12 protein-coding genes are annotated in these 13,981 nt (G+C 61.1%); 6 read left to right on the top strand and 6 right to left on the bottom strand.

Features of this window, described 5'->3' with window-relative positions; all coding sequences use genetic code 11:
* Positions 1 to 112: 112 nt before the first annotated feature.
* Positions 113 to 868: a DUF2076 domain-containing protein gene (locus KBP52_RS22420; protein ID WP_212620986.1), complete on the bottom strand. Its 756-nt coding sequence runs from the start codon at positions 866 to 868 to the stop codon at positions 113 to 115.
* Between the two features lie 178 nt (positions 869 to 1,046).
* Here KBP52_RS22420 and KBP52_RS22415 point away from each other — a divergent pair, with 178 nt between their 5' ends.
* Together KBP52_RS22415 and KBP52_RS22410 are read left to right on the top strand one after the other, a co-directional pair.
* The gene (locus tag KBP52_RS22415) at positions 1,047 to 1,721 is read left to right on the top strand and encodes a YciC family protein (protein WP_127929880.1); all 675 of its coding nucleotides are present in this window, start codon (positions 1,047 to 1,049) and stop codon (positions 1,719 to 1,721) included.
* Positions 1,722 to 1,796: 75 nt separating this feature from the next.
* Positions 1,797 to 2,876 (top strand): endonuclease/exonuclease/phosphatase family protein, encoded by a 1,080-nt coding sequence (locus tag KBP52_RS22410; RefSeq protein ID WP_212620985.1) that lies wholly within the window; start codon positions 1,797 to 1,799, stop codon positions 2,874 to 2,876.
* A gap of 187 nt (positions 2,877 to 3,063) precedes the next feature.
* On the opposite strand, the gene hrpB is transcribed toward KBP52_RS22410, so the two are convergent.
* Positions 3,064 to 5,583 (bottom strand): ATP-dependent helicase HrpB, encoded by a 2,520-nt coding sequence (gene hrpB, locus KBP52_RS22405; RefSeq protein ID WP_212620984.1) that lies wholly within the window; start codon positions 5,581 to 5,583, stop codon positions 3,064 to 3,066.
* Between the two features lie 364 nt (positions 5,584 to 5,947).
* Between hrpB and KBP52_RS22400 the strand changes: the two genes are divergently transcribed.
* A complete protein-coding gene (locus KBP52_RS22400) occupies positions 5,948 to 6,367 on the top strand; it encodes a polyribonucleotide nucleotidyltransferase (protein WP_212620983.1) in 420 nt (139 codons plus the stop codon).
* Positions 6,368 to 6,379: 12 nt separating this feature from the next.
* Positions 6,380 to 7,288 (top strand): cation diffusion facilitator family transporter, encoded by a 909-nt coding sequence (locus tag KBP52_RS22395; protein WP_077574648.1) that lies wholly within the window; start codon positions 6,380 to 6,382, stop codon positions 7,286 to 7,288.
* Here KBP52_RS22395 and KBP52_RS22390 read toward each other — a convergent pair.
* Positions 7,282 to 8,355, bottom strand: coding sequence for a DUF6515 family protein (locus tag KBP52_RS22390; protein ID WP_212620982.1), 1,074 nt, complete (start codon positions 8,353 to 8,355; stop codon positions 7,282 to 7,284). The genes KBP52_RS22395 and KBP52_RS22390 overlap by 7 nt on opposite strands.
* Positions 8,356 to 8,807: 452 nt before the next feature.
* On the opposite strand from KBP52_RS22390, the gene KBP52_RS22385 reads away from it, so the two are divergent.
* Together KBP52_RS22385 and KBP52_RS22380 are read left to right on the top strand one after the other, a co-directional pair.
* Entirely contained in the window at positions 8,808 to 9,287 is a 480-nt protein-coding gene (locus tag KBP52_RS22385) for an Lrp/AsnC family transcriptional regulator (RefSeq protein WP_008081091.1), read from the top strand.
* 413 nt (positions 9,288 to 9,700) lie between these two features.
* On the top strand, positions 9,701 to 9,910 hold the full coding sequence (locus tag KBP52_RS22380; protein WP_007909655.1) for a DUF2788 domain-containing protein: 210 nt from the start codon (positions 9,701 to 9,703) through the stop codon (positions 9,908 to 9,910).
* On the opposite strand, the gene KBP52_RS22375 is transcribed toward KBP52_RS22380, so the two are convergent.
* The 3 genes from KBP52_RS22375 to KBP52_RS22365 all read right to left on the bottom strand — a co-directional run bounded on the left by KBP52_RS22375 (position 9,905) and on the right by KBP52_RS22365 (position 13,940).
* On the bottom strand, positions 9,905 to 10,540 hold the full coding sequence (locus tag KBP52_RS22375) for a pseudouridine synthase (RefSeq protein ID WP_077574650.1): 636 nt from the start codon (positions 10,538 to 10,540) through the stop codon (positions 9,905 to 9,907). The two genes, KBP52_RS22380 and KBP52_RS22375, sit on opposite strands and share 6 nt — an antisense overlap.
* A gap of 70 nt (positions 10,541 to 10,610) precedes the next feature.
* Positions 10,611 to 12,110 (bottom strand): AMP nucleosidase, encoded by a 1,500-nt coding sequence (gene amn / locus KBP52_RS22370; RefSeq protein WP_161986511.1) that lies wholly within the window; start codon positions 12,108 to 12,110, stop codon positions 10,611 to 10,613.
* A 180-nt stretch (positions 12,111 to 12,290) separates the two neighbouring features.
* The gene (locus KBP52_RS22365; protein WP_212620981.1) at positions 12,291 to 13,940 is read right to left on the bottom strand and encodes an acyl-CoA dehydrogenase family protein; all 1,650 of its coding nucleotides are present in this window, start codon (positions 13,938 to 13,940) and stop codon (positions 12,291 to 12,293) included.
* Between the last annotated feature and the right edge of the window lie 41 nt (positions 13,941 to 13,981).

Below are 13,981 nucleotides of genomic sequence, written 5' to 3'. Positions count from 1 at the left end.
ACGAAGCGGGATCAGGCGCCAGGCCCGAAAAAGGCGCTCAGTATGCCAGCCATCAGGAGGGTTCCGCGAATAATCGGCCCGGAGCCCTCAGGGGCTCCGGACGAATGGTGAATCAGACGAAGGAATCGTCGTCATCGAAGAACGATGAGTTGTCGTTGCCGTAGTCGGTGTCGGTGAACCCGCTCTGGTCATTGCCAGAGAAGCCGTTATCGGCCACACGCTGGTCATCGCCCCAACCGTTATTGCTCTGATCGGCGACCTGCGCCGGCTCTTCCTTGATCACTTCAACGATTTCTTCCGGCTGCTGATTGTGATGAAAGAGGCTGCTGATGCCTTGCGCCAGCATCACGCCACCGGCCACACCGGCGGCGGTTTTCAAAGCGCCGCCGAGAAAGCTGCTGCCCGCCCCTGGAGCGGCTTGTTGCGCATAGTTAGGCGGTGCTGCACCGAAGTTCTGTTGTGGCGCCGGGGCCGCGTAATTCTGCTGCGGTGCCGGTTCACGCCAGCCGCCAGTCGAGGCTGGGGCGCTCTGGGTCGGCGCCGGACGTGGGCTGCCACCAAAAATGCTCGACAGGAAACCACCACCACCGCTCGGCGCCGGGGCGGCACTTTGCGCTTTGGCTGATTGCAGCTCAGCCTGCAACTGCTGGACCTGTTGAGTCAGCTTTTTGTTTTGCTCGTCGAGGCTCTTGAGCGCAGCCTCTTGCACCAGAATCGCCTGGGTCATGAAATAACCTGCCGCCGGCTGGCGGGTCAGGTGTTCCTTGATCCGCGCCTCAGCCTGGGCATCGCGCGGGGCTGCCTCCGTTTCGGCCTGTTGCAGCCGGGAAAACAGTCCATCGATCAGGGTTTGCTCTTCGCTGTTCATGGCGACCTCGTAGATTGCCGGGGATAACATTGTCCTCGTCCACGTTGGCCGAGGTGCTCTCCTGTAATGGAGACGGTGACAAAACGTTTCAATGACCTTTACCGAATGTTTACGTTTGTGTCGCGCCAGTCATCATCGGTTAAAGTGAGCCACTGTTTTCGACCTGCGATACCGACTGATGAATGCCCTCGAAGTGCTGCGCGACTCTCTGTATTTTTTCAAACGCCATTTGGGCAGCATCGTGCGGTTGTGCCTGCCGCTGGTGATTTTCGAAGCGTTTCTGCAACAGGTGGTCGATCACGCCAGCGGGCCGGAAAACATCTCGGCGATCAGTATCGTCGTCGGTCTGCTGGTGTATCCGCTGTACACCGCAGCGCTGATCCTCTTTCTCGATGCACGCAGCCGTGGCGAGGCGCCGCGCAACCGCGATCTGCTGGCGATGGCCGCCACTCTGTGGCCGCGCTTCGCGTTGCTCACGGCGCTGAATACTTTGTTGATTTTGTTGGGCCTGTCGCTGTATTTCCTGCCGGGCCTGATGTTGATGGTGATGCTCGCGTTCGGCGAATACCTGCTGGTGCTGCGCGGCATGGGTCCCTTGCAGGCGATGAAAGAAAGCCTGCGCCTGACCCGTGGGCATTTCTGGCGGATCCTGCTGTGTATTCTCTGCGTGATGACGCCGCTGTGGTTGCTCAAGGGCGCGACGCTGGCGGTGTACCCGGAGCCGCAGAACCCGGTGATCGCCATACTGATCGACAGCGCTCACAGCTTCCTGCAACTGTTCACCAGTGTGGTGTTGTTCCGCCTGTTCATGTTGATCAGCGAATTGCCTGACAAACGTGACAGAGCGGTCTGACAGCTCCGCGCTTGGGCTTCCAGACAGCCGTCAGGTATGCTCGGGGCCACTTTCTGTAACGCTATAAGCCGAGCCATGACCCGTCTACTGCGCTACACCCTGTTGCTTGTTGTGCTGGCCGTCGTGTTGATCGGCGCGCTGATGTTCAGCCTGACCTGGCGCCCCGATGCCCGCGAAACCCTGCCGGTCAGTTGCTCGGGGACACCACCGACGCTGGTGCCGGGCCAGGCGCTGAAAGTCATGACCTGGAACGTGCAGTACCTGGCCGGCAAACGCTACGTGTTCTGGAATGATCTGGCCCAGGGCAACGATGAAGCGCCGACCCAGGAAGACATGGCCTTCAGCCTCGATGAGGTGGCGCGGGTGATCCGCGATGAGCAGCCTGATGTGGTGCTGTTGCAGGAACTGGATGACGGCGCCAAGGCCAGCGACTACCAGGATCAGCTGAAGTTATTGCAGGAACGCGTTGCCGACCTGTATCCGTGCAGCGCCAGCGCGTTTGACTGGAAAGCCGAATTCGTCCCCGACGCTCATGTTTTCGGCAGTGTCGGGCGACAACTGGCGACCCTGAGCCGCTACCGCATCGAACACGCCGAGCGCCTGCAATTGCCGGTGGCTTCGGCGAACTTCATCAGCCGCCAGTTCCAGCCAAAAGATGCGCTGCTCGCGACCAAACTGCCGCTGAGCGATGGTGGGCAACTGACCGTTTTCAATACCCATCTGGAGCGTGCCAGGCAACCCGACGACACCTTGCAGGCGCAAGTGAGCGCCGTGGCCAAAGTGCTCGACAAGTACGAAAGTCAGGGCCTGCCGTGGTTGATCGGTGGCGACTTCAATCTGTTACCGCTTGGCCAGTATCGCCGTTTGTCTGCCGAAAAACGCACGCCCTACTCAGCCGACAGCGAACTGCATCTGCTGTGGGACAAGTACCCGATGATCCCGACCAACAATGAGGCCAGCGGTATCGACCGTGCGCAGTGGCTGACCCACTACCCCAACGACCCCGGTCTGAATGGCCCGGATCGTACGGTTGACTACCTGTTCTATAGCCCGCGGATCAAACGGGTTGAAGCGATGGTGCGACAGGACGATACCTTGCGCATCTCCGATCACCTGCCGGTGATTGCGCGGTTCCTGCTCCCCGCCACTCCGTAGTTCACAACTTCGGCACACCACCGATCACTGTGGGAGCGAGCCTGCTCGCGAAAGCGCTGTATCAGGTAACGGATGCGTCGACTGAAACGACGCCTTCGCGAGCAGGCTCGCTCCCACAGTAGATCGGTGTCGTAGCGTTACTCTGTGGCCGACTTCAATTTTGTAGGCGCTGCTGATCTCTTGATCTTCAGGTCCCGCGCGGTTTCGCCCGCGCCGTAGCCTCGGCCACCAACGGATCATCCGGCCAATAATGCTTCGGATAGCGGCCCTTCAAATCCTTCTTCACCTCGGCATAGGTGCTGCGCCAGAAGTTCGCCAGATCCTGCGTCACCTGCACCGGTCGCCGCGCTGGCGATAGCAGATGCAATTTGACCACTTGCCGCCCTCCGGCAATTCGCGGTGTATCCGCCAGCCCGAACAGCTCCTGCAAACGCACCGCGAGAATCGGTGGAAACTCGCTGTAGTCCAAACGAATCGATGAACCCGACGGCACGCTCAAATGATGCGGCGCCAGCTCATCGAGCTTTTGCGGCAACGGCCATGACAGCAGGTTTCGCACAATGCTCGACAGATCCAGATTGGCAAAATGACTGAGCCGCGAGACCTTGCCCAGATACGGCATCAGCCAATCTTCGAGGGTGTTCAGCAACGTCGCGTCGCTGACATCCGGCCACTGACTGTCGTCCTGATGGTTCAATTCCAACTGCCGCAACAGCGCCAATCGCGCCTGCCACTGCCGCAGTTCCGGCGTCCACGGCAGCAACTCCAGACCTTTGCGCCGCACCAGATTGACCAGCGCCTGACTGCGCGCATTTTCGTCGAGACCGGTCAGCGGCTCGCGGCTGAGAATCAGCTCGCCGACCTTGCGTTGCCGCTCGGCGCGCAGCACGCCTTCGCGCTCATCCCAATCCAGTTGATCGACGTTGCGCACCTGTTCGGCCAGCACCGAATCGAACAGCGCCGGATCGAAATCCGCTGCCAGATAAATCCTTTCCTCACGCTGGCCCTGACGGCTGCCGAGATCGGCGATGACGATCCACGGCTGTTTCATCAGGCTGTCCGCTTCGGCGAACAGCGCCGCACGACCGTTGGCCAGACGATATTCAGCGCCACCGGCACGCCGCTGTTGCGCGACGCGATCCGGATAGGCCAGCGCCAGCAAGGCACCGAGCCAGCGCGGATGATCGGGATCGCTGACCGGCTCGCTGGCCTTGCCACGCAGATAACCGCGATATTGCCGGGCGAGTTGCTTAGCCCGTTGTACGCCGCCCTGCGCACCTCGGGCGGCACGTTCTTCACCCGAGAGCAGCACCAGACGACTGTGCAGATCCGCCCCGGCGCCACGCAAGATATCGCGCTCACCAAGCAATGCGGCGACGTCGCAGGCCATGTTCGCCAGACCCAACGCCTGACCGCGCAGAAGCAAATGGCCGATGCGCGGATGCGCAGGCAACTCGGCCATGGCCTGACCATGAGTCGTCAGAGACTCGCCTTCCAGCGCGCCAAGTCGCTGCAACAAATCCTGCGCCTGGGCATAAGCCGCCGCTGGGGGGACATCGAGCCAGACCAGTTCGCCCGGCGTCACGCCCCAACGACCCAGTTGCAGCGCGAGGCTGGCGAGATCCGCCGAGAGAATTTCCGCACTGCCATACGCCGCCAGCTGTTCGTGCTGATCCTGCGACCACAAGCGATAACAAACACCCGGCTCCAGTCGCCCGGCGCGGCCCGCACGCTGGGTGGCGCTGGCCTTGGAAATCCGCTGAGTATCGAGACGCGTCATGCCGCTGCCGGGATCGAAACGCGGCACCCGCGCCAGCCCGGCGTCGATCACCACGCGCACGCCGTTGATGGTCAGACTGGTCTCGGCGATGTTGGTCGCCAGCACCACTTTGCGCTGACCGGCCGGCGCCGGATCGATCGCCGCGCGTTGCGCATTGAGGTCGAGCTCACCGTGCAGCGGGCAGAGCAAGACATCACTGCGCTCACCAATCGCGTCGACCAGTTGTTGATGGACGCGACGAATTTCCGCCTGCCCCGGCAGGAACACCAAGACGCTGCCGGTTTCGTCGTGCAGTGCTTCAAGCACGGTTTGCGTGACACGTTGATCGATGTATTCACCGGGCTGAAACAGCCGGCCCCAGCGCATCGTCACCGGGTACATGCGGCCTTCGCTGCGCAGGATCGGCGCATCATCCAGCAACCCGGCCAGACGCTCGCCTTCGAGCGTGGCCGACATCAGCAAAATCTTCAGCGGCTGTTCAGCTCGAAACAGCTCGCGACCGTTCAGACTTAAGGCCAGCGCCAGATCGGCATCGAGGCTGCGTTCGTGGAATTCGTCGAAGATCAGCAGGCCCACGCCGTCCAGCGCCGGGTCGTCCTGCAAGCGCCGGGTGAGAATGCCTTCGGTGACCACTTCGATGCGTGTGTTGGGGCCGACCTTGCTGTCGAGACGAATGCGATAACCAACGGTTTCACCGACCTTCTCACCCAACTCGCTGGCCAATCTTTCTGCGGCTGCACGCGCGGCGAGACGGCGCGGTTCAAGCATCAGAATGGTCTGCCCGGCCAGCCACGCTTCATTGAGCAAGGCCAAGGGCACGCGGGTGGTTTTACCGGCGCCGGGCGGTGCTTCGAGCACCGCTTCGTGGCGCGTCGCCAAGGCTTCACGCAGGGCGGGTAAAACTTCATCGATTGGCAAAGAATTCATGCTGGCTCCCCAGGGCGTGCCCACAGTAAATTGCGAGTCGCGTTAAAGCTGTGAGCGTGCCAGGCAAGGCGCGGGACGCAGGTAAGGGTCGTTTCCTTGCCAAGTCCCGCAACGCAGCATGGCGCGCTCACAGCTTTAGCCCGGAGGGCCGAACCCCGATAGGATTCATTGGCCTTCACGCGGTGTCGATCTGGAGAAAACAACTTCAATCCTCAACGTATTTCGGTAGGGGTGAGACGAGGCCGCAATTTACTGTGGGCACGCCCTGCCAGCCGCGAGTATAACGGCGAACTGCTTGGCGTTCGTCAGGGTCTTAACTTCACAAGACGAAGCTTCGTTATCAGATGACTCAGGAGATTTTCCCATGCGCTTACCTTTTCGCCTGATCGGCGGTGTACTGGTCGCCACCCTGCTCACGCAAATCACCGCGTGCGGTTCGATTTTCTACCCGGACCGGCGCGGTCAGATCGACGGTAAGATCGACCCGGCGATTGCAGTACTCGACGCCGTAGGCCTGCTCTTCTACATAATCCCCGGCCTGATCGCGTTTGCCGTCGACTTTGCCACCGGCGCGATCTACTTCGAACCCGGCCACACCGCGCAGATCGACCCGGCCAAACTCAAGCAAGCCATCGGCCCGGGCGGTCAGGTCGATAATCACAAGCTGCAGGCTATTCTCGAAAGTGAACTTGGGCGGGACTTTCCTTTGGACGATCCGCGCCTGATTCAACACAAGGGCAGCACTCAACAATTGGCGATGTTCGGCCTGCAACCCGCCGCTTAAAAAGGACGTTCAATGACATCCAGCCCCGAACACGCCCGCCTGCTACGGCTGGCGACCCGCGCCTCGGTGGCGGTCGCGTGCACGCTGATCGTCGCCAAAGCCATCGCCTGGTGGCTGAGCGGTTCGGTGAGCATGCTCGCCGGCCTCACCGACTCGGCGCTGGATGGCGTCACTTCGATGCTCAATCTGCTGGCGGTGCATTACGCGCTGCGCCCGGCCGATGACGATCACCGTTATGGCCACGGCAAGGCGGAATCGCTGGCGGGCATGGCGCAGGCCTTGTTCATTGGCGGCAGTGCGGTATTGATCGCGTTTCAGGCGTTCGAACGGTTGAAGACGCCAGAGCCGATCGGCGCACCGTGGCTGAGCATCGGTGTGATTGTGTTTTCGTTGCTGCTGACGGCGGCGCTGCTGGTGTTGCAGCATCGGGTGATCAAGCAGACCGGCTCCAACGCCGTGCGCGCGGACTCGCTGCACTATCGCTCGGACATGCTGCTCAACGGCAGCATTCTGCTTGCGCTGATCCTCGCCGGGTTTGGTTTTGAGCAACTGGATGCGTGGTTCGGTCTGGGCATTGCTGCGTACATTCTGTGGAGTGCGATCCAGATCGCCCGGGAAAGTTTTTCGGTGCTGATGGATGAAGAGCTGCCGATGAATGTCAGTCAGCACATGCTCGAACTGGCCTGCAGTGTGCCGGGCGTGTTGGGCGCGCATGACTTGCGCACGCGGATCTCCGGCAACCACTGGTTCGTGCAGTTGCACCTGGAATTACCGGGGGAATTGACCTTGTCGGTGGCGCACGGCATCAGCGACCAAGCCGCCGATGCCATTCACAAAGCCTACCCGCGAGCCGAAGTGCTGGTGCACGCCGATCCGCAGGAAGTGGTCAAATCTGAACGGGCGCAAACCCGGCTTCAGTAACTGACCTGATAACCGCGACTGCTCAGGCAATTGCCCTGAGCCTGTCGATAGGCCTGAACCACTTCGGGCGCGGGTTGATAGGTCGCGGTGCGCGGGTCAAAACCGCTTTGCTGCACAGCGTACTGGTAGCACTGATAACCGTCCTGCTGCACCTGCTCCGGCGACTGACCGTTGGCTGGATACGCTTCGACGTCATAGCCTTGGGATTGCGGCTGCGGCTGTTGCTGCACCGGCGGCTCGACCACCACGTAATCTTGCGTCGCTTCCTGATACGCGTAGTAGGAACCGGCGGCGAGGAACAGCAGCGAACCACCGATCCACACTTCACGGGCGTAATCCGGCAGATACTGAATGCGGATCCCGCGCGGCGGTTGCACGACGATGTAGCGCGGGCCTTGTGGGCGATACCAGTAACCGCCGGAAAAGAAGTAATCCTGCCCGCGATACGGCACGCGGTAATCGCGATCCGGGAAACGGTCGATCACATGCCCCGGCCGATATTGCGGACCCGGGCCCCAACCGTTGCCGTGTCCGTCGGGACGTCCCGGCCAGCGATTGTCGTTGGGCCGGTTGCCGGTCTGCCATTGCTGGTTGTGGTAACCGTTCTGCGGACGCTCGTCGCGGTAGTAACCCTGACGCGGCTCCTGGGTCTGACGCACAGTGTCGGGCCGTGGCTGGATCGGCAGGCTATTGGCCGGCAGTTGCGGTGGCGGTGGTGGCTGGCGCACCGGGTTGGGATTGTAGGCCGGGCGGTTCTGGTCGTGGTTTTGCCACTGGCCATTGTTGTTGTGCTGCTGACCGTTGTGCTCGAACTGTCGGCTGTTGTCGCCACGAATGATCTCGTTGTTCTGCGGACGCGGCTGATTCTGTTGCGGCTGACTCTGCGATGGATTGTTCTGCGGGCGCGGCTGATTGTTGCCGCCATGGCCCTGATTGTTGCCCTGATGATCCTGGCCGTGGCCGCCGCCATCCGGGCCGCGATTCTGCGGCTCATCGGCAAGCGCTTGCGCACTGACACTCACACACAGCAAACCAACACCGGCCAGACGCCAGATGCGCGACTTCATGCTTTTTCTCACTGCGGGGCCTGCAAATGTAAGAGGACTTGTCACTAAGACCGGGAATACACACACCGGGTTCTGCAACAGGTTATCAGTCGCGCAACTTATTTATTAAGCGCTAGGGCATGAAATCGCAGGCAAGAAAAAAGGGAGACCCGTCGGCCTCCCTTCTAGAGAACTTCGTCCTGGCTCGACGCTTTTGACGTCGGCTCACCTCACGCCGTCTTCTGGACAGTGTGCAGCTCGGGGGCCGGCACAACCCCGGTGGGGGTGGCGGCCGCGGCAGGCCGGATAGGGCGGGCCGCGTGGACTGTGTTACCGAGCAGTGATTCTGGTGATAAGAATAGGCCTGAGGCGGCGACAGAGGATTGCGAAGATTGCTGAAATAAACACCACTTGCGCAATTTTTAACCCTGGATAGATAATCTGCCGCAATAGTTACAACCAAGGACAGATTGATGAGCAAACTCGACCGTTACGACCTGAGCATTTTGGCGGAATTGCAGCGCGACGCCCGCATCTCCAACCAGGAATTGGCCGAGCGCATCGGTCTGTCGCCCTCCCCGTGCTCGCGCCGGGTCAAGCAGCTGGAAGACGACGGCTACATTTCGCGTCAGGTGGCGTTGCTCGATCGCAAGATGCTTGGGCTGAGCCTGACGGCGTATGTGCTGATCGGCATGGACCGGCACACGCCGGAGCGTTTCGAAAACTTCGAGGCGGCGATTCGTACGTTGCCGCAGGTGCTGGAGTGCAGCCTGGTGACGGGGGTGGATGCGGATTACCAGTTGAAGGTGGTGGTGCCGGATATGGATCACTATCAGAAGCTGTTGCTTGGGCACCTCACCCGGATTGAGGGCGTGACCAGCGTTCGTTCGAGCTTCGTACTGAATCAGGTGCTCAACAGCACAGAATTGCCCTTGACCCACCTGCGCAACTGATCAAAGGCACCCTCACCCCAGCCCTCTCCCGGAGGGAGAGGGGGCCGACCGAGGTGTCTGGCGTCATACATCGACCTGAAAGATTGAGTCGATTATGGATTCACAACAAAACGTTCAGGTCGGCGTATTCCTTGAACATCCCCCAATCAGCCCCCTCTCCATCTGGGAGAAGGGGCCGACCGAGGTGTCTGCTGTCATACATCGACCTGAAAGATTGAGTCGATTATGGATTCACAACTTCTGGATCAAGTCGGTGTAGTTCTCAAGCATCCCCCGGTCAGTCCCCTCTCCCTCTGGGAGAGGGCTAGGGTGAGGGCAACAGTTCCGGATCAGACCCAGATCAATGCCCCCCCCACAAACCTTGGCGTATACTCGCCGCGCCCTTTTAGCCGCATGCGCGCCGGAGAAATCCAATGGATCCAGCATTATTAGAAGAGTGGATGATGACCGGCCTGGTCAGCATCCTGATCATTTTCATGGGTTTCATCGTCTGGGATCTGGCGAAGAAGTCCAAGGCCGGGCGCTTTGGCTCGTTCATTCTGTTCTTCGTGCTGGGCCTGGGCGTGGCCGCGTTCATCATCAAGAGTGTGGTGATCGGCCTGATCGAATCCGGCGCGTTATAAGCGCGCCGGCACTTCCTTCCACTGGCCTTGATCGAGCCCTTCGATCGTCCAGTCACCAATCCTGACCCGCACCAGCCGCAACGTCGGCAGACCGACCGCCGCCGTCATGCGCCGCACCTGACGGTTGCGCCCCTCGCGAATCACCAGTTCCAGCCATGAAGTCGGTATGGTCGCGCGAAAACGCACCGGCGGATTGCGCGGCCACAGCTCAGGCTCATCCAGTTGCCGCGCCTCGGCAGGCAAGGTCATACCGTCATTCAGCTCCACGCCGTCACGCAAACGCTGCAGCTGTTCGGCCGTCGGCACACCTTCAACCTGCACCCAATAGGTCTTCGCCAATTTGTGTTTCGGATCGGCGATACGTGCCTGCAACTGCCCGTCGTTGGTCAGCAGCAACAAGCCTTCGCTGTCGCGATCAAGGCGTCCGGCCGGGTAGATACCGGGCACATCAATGAAATCCTTGAGCGTCGCCCGCCCTTCGCCGTCGCTGAATTGCGTGAGCACATCGAACGGTTTGTTGAACAGGATCAGTTTCGGCTCGGCCGGTGGTGCCTTGGCAACACGACGCGGGGAAGCAGACTGAGGCTTCGCGCCAGGACGGCGGGAAGGTGGACGTGGAGGACGGGACATGGCGAAAAGAACATCTAACGGTCAGGGCTGCCAATGCTAGTAGCCTGACCGTTAAATGACCATCAACAAATCAGCGGAACGGCGGTTCGTCGAAGCTGCGCAGTTTGCGCGAGTGCAGCGAGTTGAGCTCGGTACGCAGCAGATCCACCGCTTCGATGCCGATTTTCAAGTGCTGGCTGACTGCGCGTTCATAGAAGGCGTTGGCCGAACCCGGCAGTTTGATTTCACTGTGCAGCGGTTTGTCCGAAACGCACAGCAACGTGCCGTACGGCACCCGCAGGCGATAACCCTGCGCGGCAATCGTGCCGCTTTCCATGTCCACCGCGACAGCGCGGGACAGGTTGATCAACGGCCGTTCCTGCGCCCAACGCAATTCCCAGTTACGGTCGTCGTAGGTCAGCACGGTGCCGGTGCGCAGGCGTTTTTTCAGATCGTCGCCCTTCTCGCCAGTGACATTCGCCGCCGCCTGCTGCAACGCCATTTGCACCTCGGCCAGGGCCGGGATCGGAATGTTCGGCGGCACCACGCGGTCGAGAATGCCATCGCGACGCATGTAAGCGTGCGCCAACACATAGTCGCCGATGGTCTGCGACTGACGCAGGCCACCGCAGTGGCCGATCATCAGCCAGCAATGCGGACGCAGCACCGCCAAGTGGTCGGTGATGTTCTTGGCGTTGGACGGGCCGACACCGATGTTGACCAGCGTCACGCCGTGGCCATCGCTGGCGATCAGGTGATAGGCCGGCATCTGGTAACGGTGCCAGACCACACCGGCAGCAATCGCCGAGGCTTCGCCGTGATCCATGCCCTTCTCGATGATCACGTTACCCGGCAACACCATGCGCACGAAACGCGGGTCGCTGCGCAGTTGCTCCAGACCATGGACGATGAACTGGTCGACGTAACGGTGATAGTTGGTCAGCAGAATCCACGGCTGCACATGGCGCCAGTCGCTGCCGGTGTAGTGCACCAGTCGGCGCAGGGAGAAATCCACGCGCGCCGCGTCGAACAAGGCCAGCGGCAGCGGATCGGTGTTTTCCCAGTCGTAGAGACCGTCGGCGATGCCATCGGTGGCCGCGGACAGATCGGTACTCGGGAACACCCGCGCCAGCACCGCAGCGGTGACGCCGGAGCCGGCCAGTTCATCACCCTGCTCGACCACGTACGGATACGGAATGTTTTGCTGGCTGACACCAACTTCCACGGTCACCGTGAAGTCGTGCATCAGCGGCACAAGTTGTTCGAGCAGATATTTGCGGAACGCAGCAGGGTGGGTGACGGTGACGCTGTAAGTGCCTGGCAGTTGCACCTTGGCGTAAGCGCGGGTGGTCTGCGGGACTTCGCCCTGGCAATGGTAGGTCAGACGCAGTTCGGGATAACGAAACAGAGCACGCTGCGCAGCGTCGGGTTCGACGCGATCCTTGAGGTAACGCTTGAGCGCCGAATTCAGCGCAGTGGTGGCCCGCTCATGCAGCTCGGCCAGACGATCCACGGCTTGTTCGGCGGTTTGAACAACAATAAACGCTTCGGTCACGATCAGCTTCCTGTGTTCTGACTTGCAGAGCTTCATCTTGCCTGCATCGTGGCGTCACGGGAACAGTGGCATGTTGGCAACCGCACAATATGTCAGGCAGACCCGATCCCTGTAGGAGTGAGCCTGCTCGCGATAGCGGTCTATCCGTCGACATTTGCATTGACTGATACACCGCTATCGCGAGCAGGCTCACTCCTACAGGGGATGTGTGGTGGGTCAGAGAATCTGTGGGGTTGAGCGGGCGACGATGGCTTCGACGTCCAGCCCACGCGGCAAGGCGCCGTAAACCCGGCCGCCACCGCTCAGGCGGCTGGCAATGAAGGCATCGCTGACGGCTGAGTTTCCGGCCTCCAACAGAAGCTTGGCCTGCAAACCGAGCGCGATATCTTCAGTCAACTGCCGCGCCCGATACTGAATGTCGCTCGTATCCTTGAACTGCGCCTGCAACTGCTGAATATGCGCAGCCAGTCGCTTGTCGCCATGCCCGTCGCCCAACTCGCTGAACAACACATCCAGCACGCCCGGCTCTTTCGACAAGGCCCGCAGCACGTCCAGGCACTGCACATTCCCCGAGCCTTCCCACGTCGAGTTCACCGGCGCCTCACGGTACAGACGCGGCAGAATACTGTCCTCGACATACCCTGCGCCGCCCATACATTCCGCCGCTTCATTGATCATCGCCGGCGCGCGCTTGCAGATCCAATACTTGCCCACCGCTGTCACCAGGCGCGCAAATTGCGCTTCGTGGCGATCATCCAGATGATCCAGCGCCTTACCCATGCGCAAACTCAGGGCCAGCGCGGCTTCGCTTTCCAGCGCCAGATCGGCCAGCACGTTTTGCATCAATGGCTGCTCGCTGAGCAGTTTGCCGCCGACCTTGCGGTGCGCGCAGTGGTGGCTGGCCTGAGTCAGCGCCTGGCGCATCAACGAACTGGAACCGACCATGCAATCGAATCGGGTCATCGCCACCATCTCGATGATGGTTGGCACGCCGCGCCCTTCCTCACCGACCATCCACGCCAGCGCGCCACGAAACTCCACTTCGCTGGAGGCGTTGGACTGGTTGCCGAGTTTGTTTTTCAGGCGCTGGATGTAGAACTGATTGCGCGTGTCGTCCGGGCGATGGCGCGGCAGCAGGAAGCAGCTCAAGCCCTTGTCGGTCTGCGCCAGCGTCAGGAAGGCATCGCACATCGGCGCCGAGCAGAACCACTTGTGCCCGACCAGCTCATAAGCCTGACCCGGGCCGCTGGCGCCGACCGGATACGCCTTGGTGGTGTTGGCGCGCACGTCGGTGCCGCCCTGTTTCTCGGTCATGGCCATGCCGATGGTCACGCCGGCCTTGTGCGCCATGCCAACGTTGCGCGGGTCGTATTCAGTAGAGAGGACTTTCGGCAGCCATTGCTCAGCGATGTTCGGCTGCAAGCGCAGGGCCGGCACGCTGGCGAAGGTCATGGTCAACGGGCAACCGCTGCCGGCCTCGGCCTGGCTGTGCAAATAAGTCATCGAGGCGCGGGCGACGTGGGCCCCATCCTGTGGATGCGCCCATGGCAGCGAAGTCAGGCCATGCTCGATCGCCGTGCGCATCAGCTCGTGATAGGCCGGGTGAAATTCCACCAGATCAATGCGATGACCATAGCGGTCATGGCTGGCAAACACAGGTTTGTTCTGATTGGCGAGGAACCCGGCTTCCATCAACGGCCCGCCGGCGAGCGCGCCGTAGGCATCGATCCGCGACTCGGCCCAACCAGCACCAAAGCGCCGCGACCACTCCTGCAACGGCAGGTCGATGCGGTACAGGTTGGTGCCGTCCAGCGACGGTGGCTGGTTGGTGACTTCGTGGGTTTCGGCGAACTGATGCAGGTTCATGACGGGCTCCTTTGCTCAACCAAGAGATCCAGTTAAGCACC

The sequence above is a fragment of the Pseudomonas sp. SCA2728.1_7 genome (assembly GCF_018138145.1).
Taxonomy (GTDB): Bacteria; Pseudomonadota; Gammaproteobacteria; order Pseudomonadales; family Pseudomonadaceae; genus Aquipseudomonas; species Aquipseudomonas koreensis_A.
This window is presented reverse-complemented; position numbering and strand designations above follow the sequence as displayed.

Bases quoted from the DNA above. Each gene is read 5' to 3' on its own strand.
- KBP52_RS22420 (WP_212620986.1), bottom strand. From the start codon at position 868: ATGAACAGCGAAGAGCAAACCCTGATCGATGGACTGTTTTCCCGGCTG.
- KBP52_RS22415 (WP_127929880.1), top strand. From the start codon at position 1,047: ATGAATGCCCTCGAAGTGCTGCGCGACTCTCTGTATTTTTTCAAACGC.
- KBP52_RS22410 (WP_212620985.1), top strand. From the start codon at position 1,797: ATGACCCGTCTACTGCGCTACACCCTGTTGCTTGTTGTGCTGGCCGTC.
- hrpB (WP_212620984.1), bottom strand. From the start codon at position 5,583: ATGAATTCTTTGCCAATCGATGAAGTTTTACCCGCCCTGCGTGAAGCC.
- KBP52_RS22400 (WP_212620983.1), top strand. From the start codon at position 5,948: ATGCGCTTACCTTTTCGCCTGATCGGCGGTGTACTGGTCGCCACCCTG.
- KBP52_RS22395 (WP_077574648.1), top strand. From the start codon at position 6,380: ATGACATCCAGCCCCGAACACGCCCGCCTGCTACGGCTGGCGACCCGC.
- KBP52_RS22390 (WP_212620982.1), bottom strand. From the start codon at position 8,355: ATGAAGTCGCGCATCTGGCGTCTGGCCGGTGTTGGTTTGCTGTGTGTG.
- KBP52_RS22385 (WP_008081091.1), top strand. From the start codon at position 8,808: ATGAGCAAACTCGACCGTTACGACCTGAGCATTTTGGCGGAATTGCAG.
- KBP52_RS22380 (WP_007909655.1), top strand. From the start codon at position 9,701: ATGGATCCAGCATTATTAGAAGAGTGGATGATGACCGGCCTGGTCAGC.
- KBP52_RS22375 (WP_077574650.1), bottom strand. From the start codon at position 10,540: ATGTCCCGTCCTCCACGTCCACCTTCCCGCCGTCCTGGCGCGAAGCCT.
- amn (WP_161986511.1), bottom strand. From the start codon at position 12,110: ATGAAGCTCTGCAAGTCAGAACACAGGAAGCTGATCGTGACCGAAGCG.
- KBP52_RS22365 (WP_212620981.1), bottom strand. From the start codon at position 13,940: ATGAACCTGCATCAGTTCGCCGAAACCCACGAAGTCACCAACCAGCCA.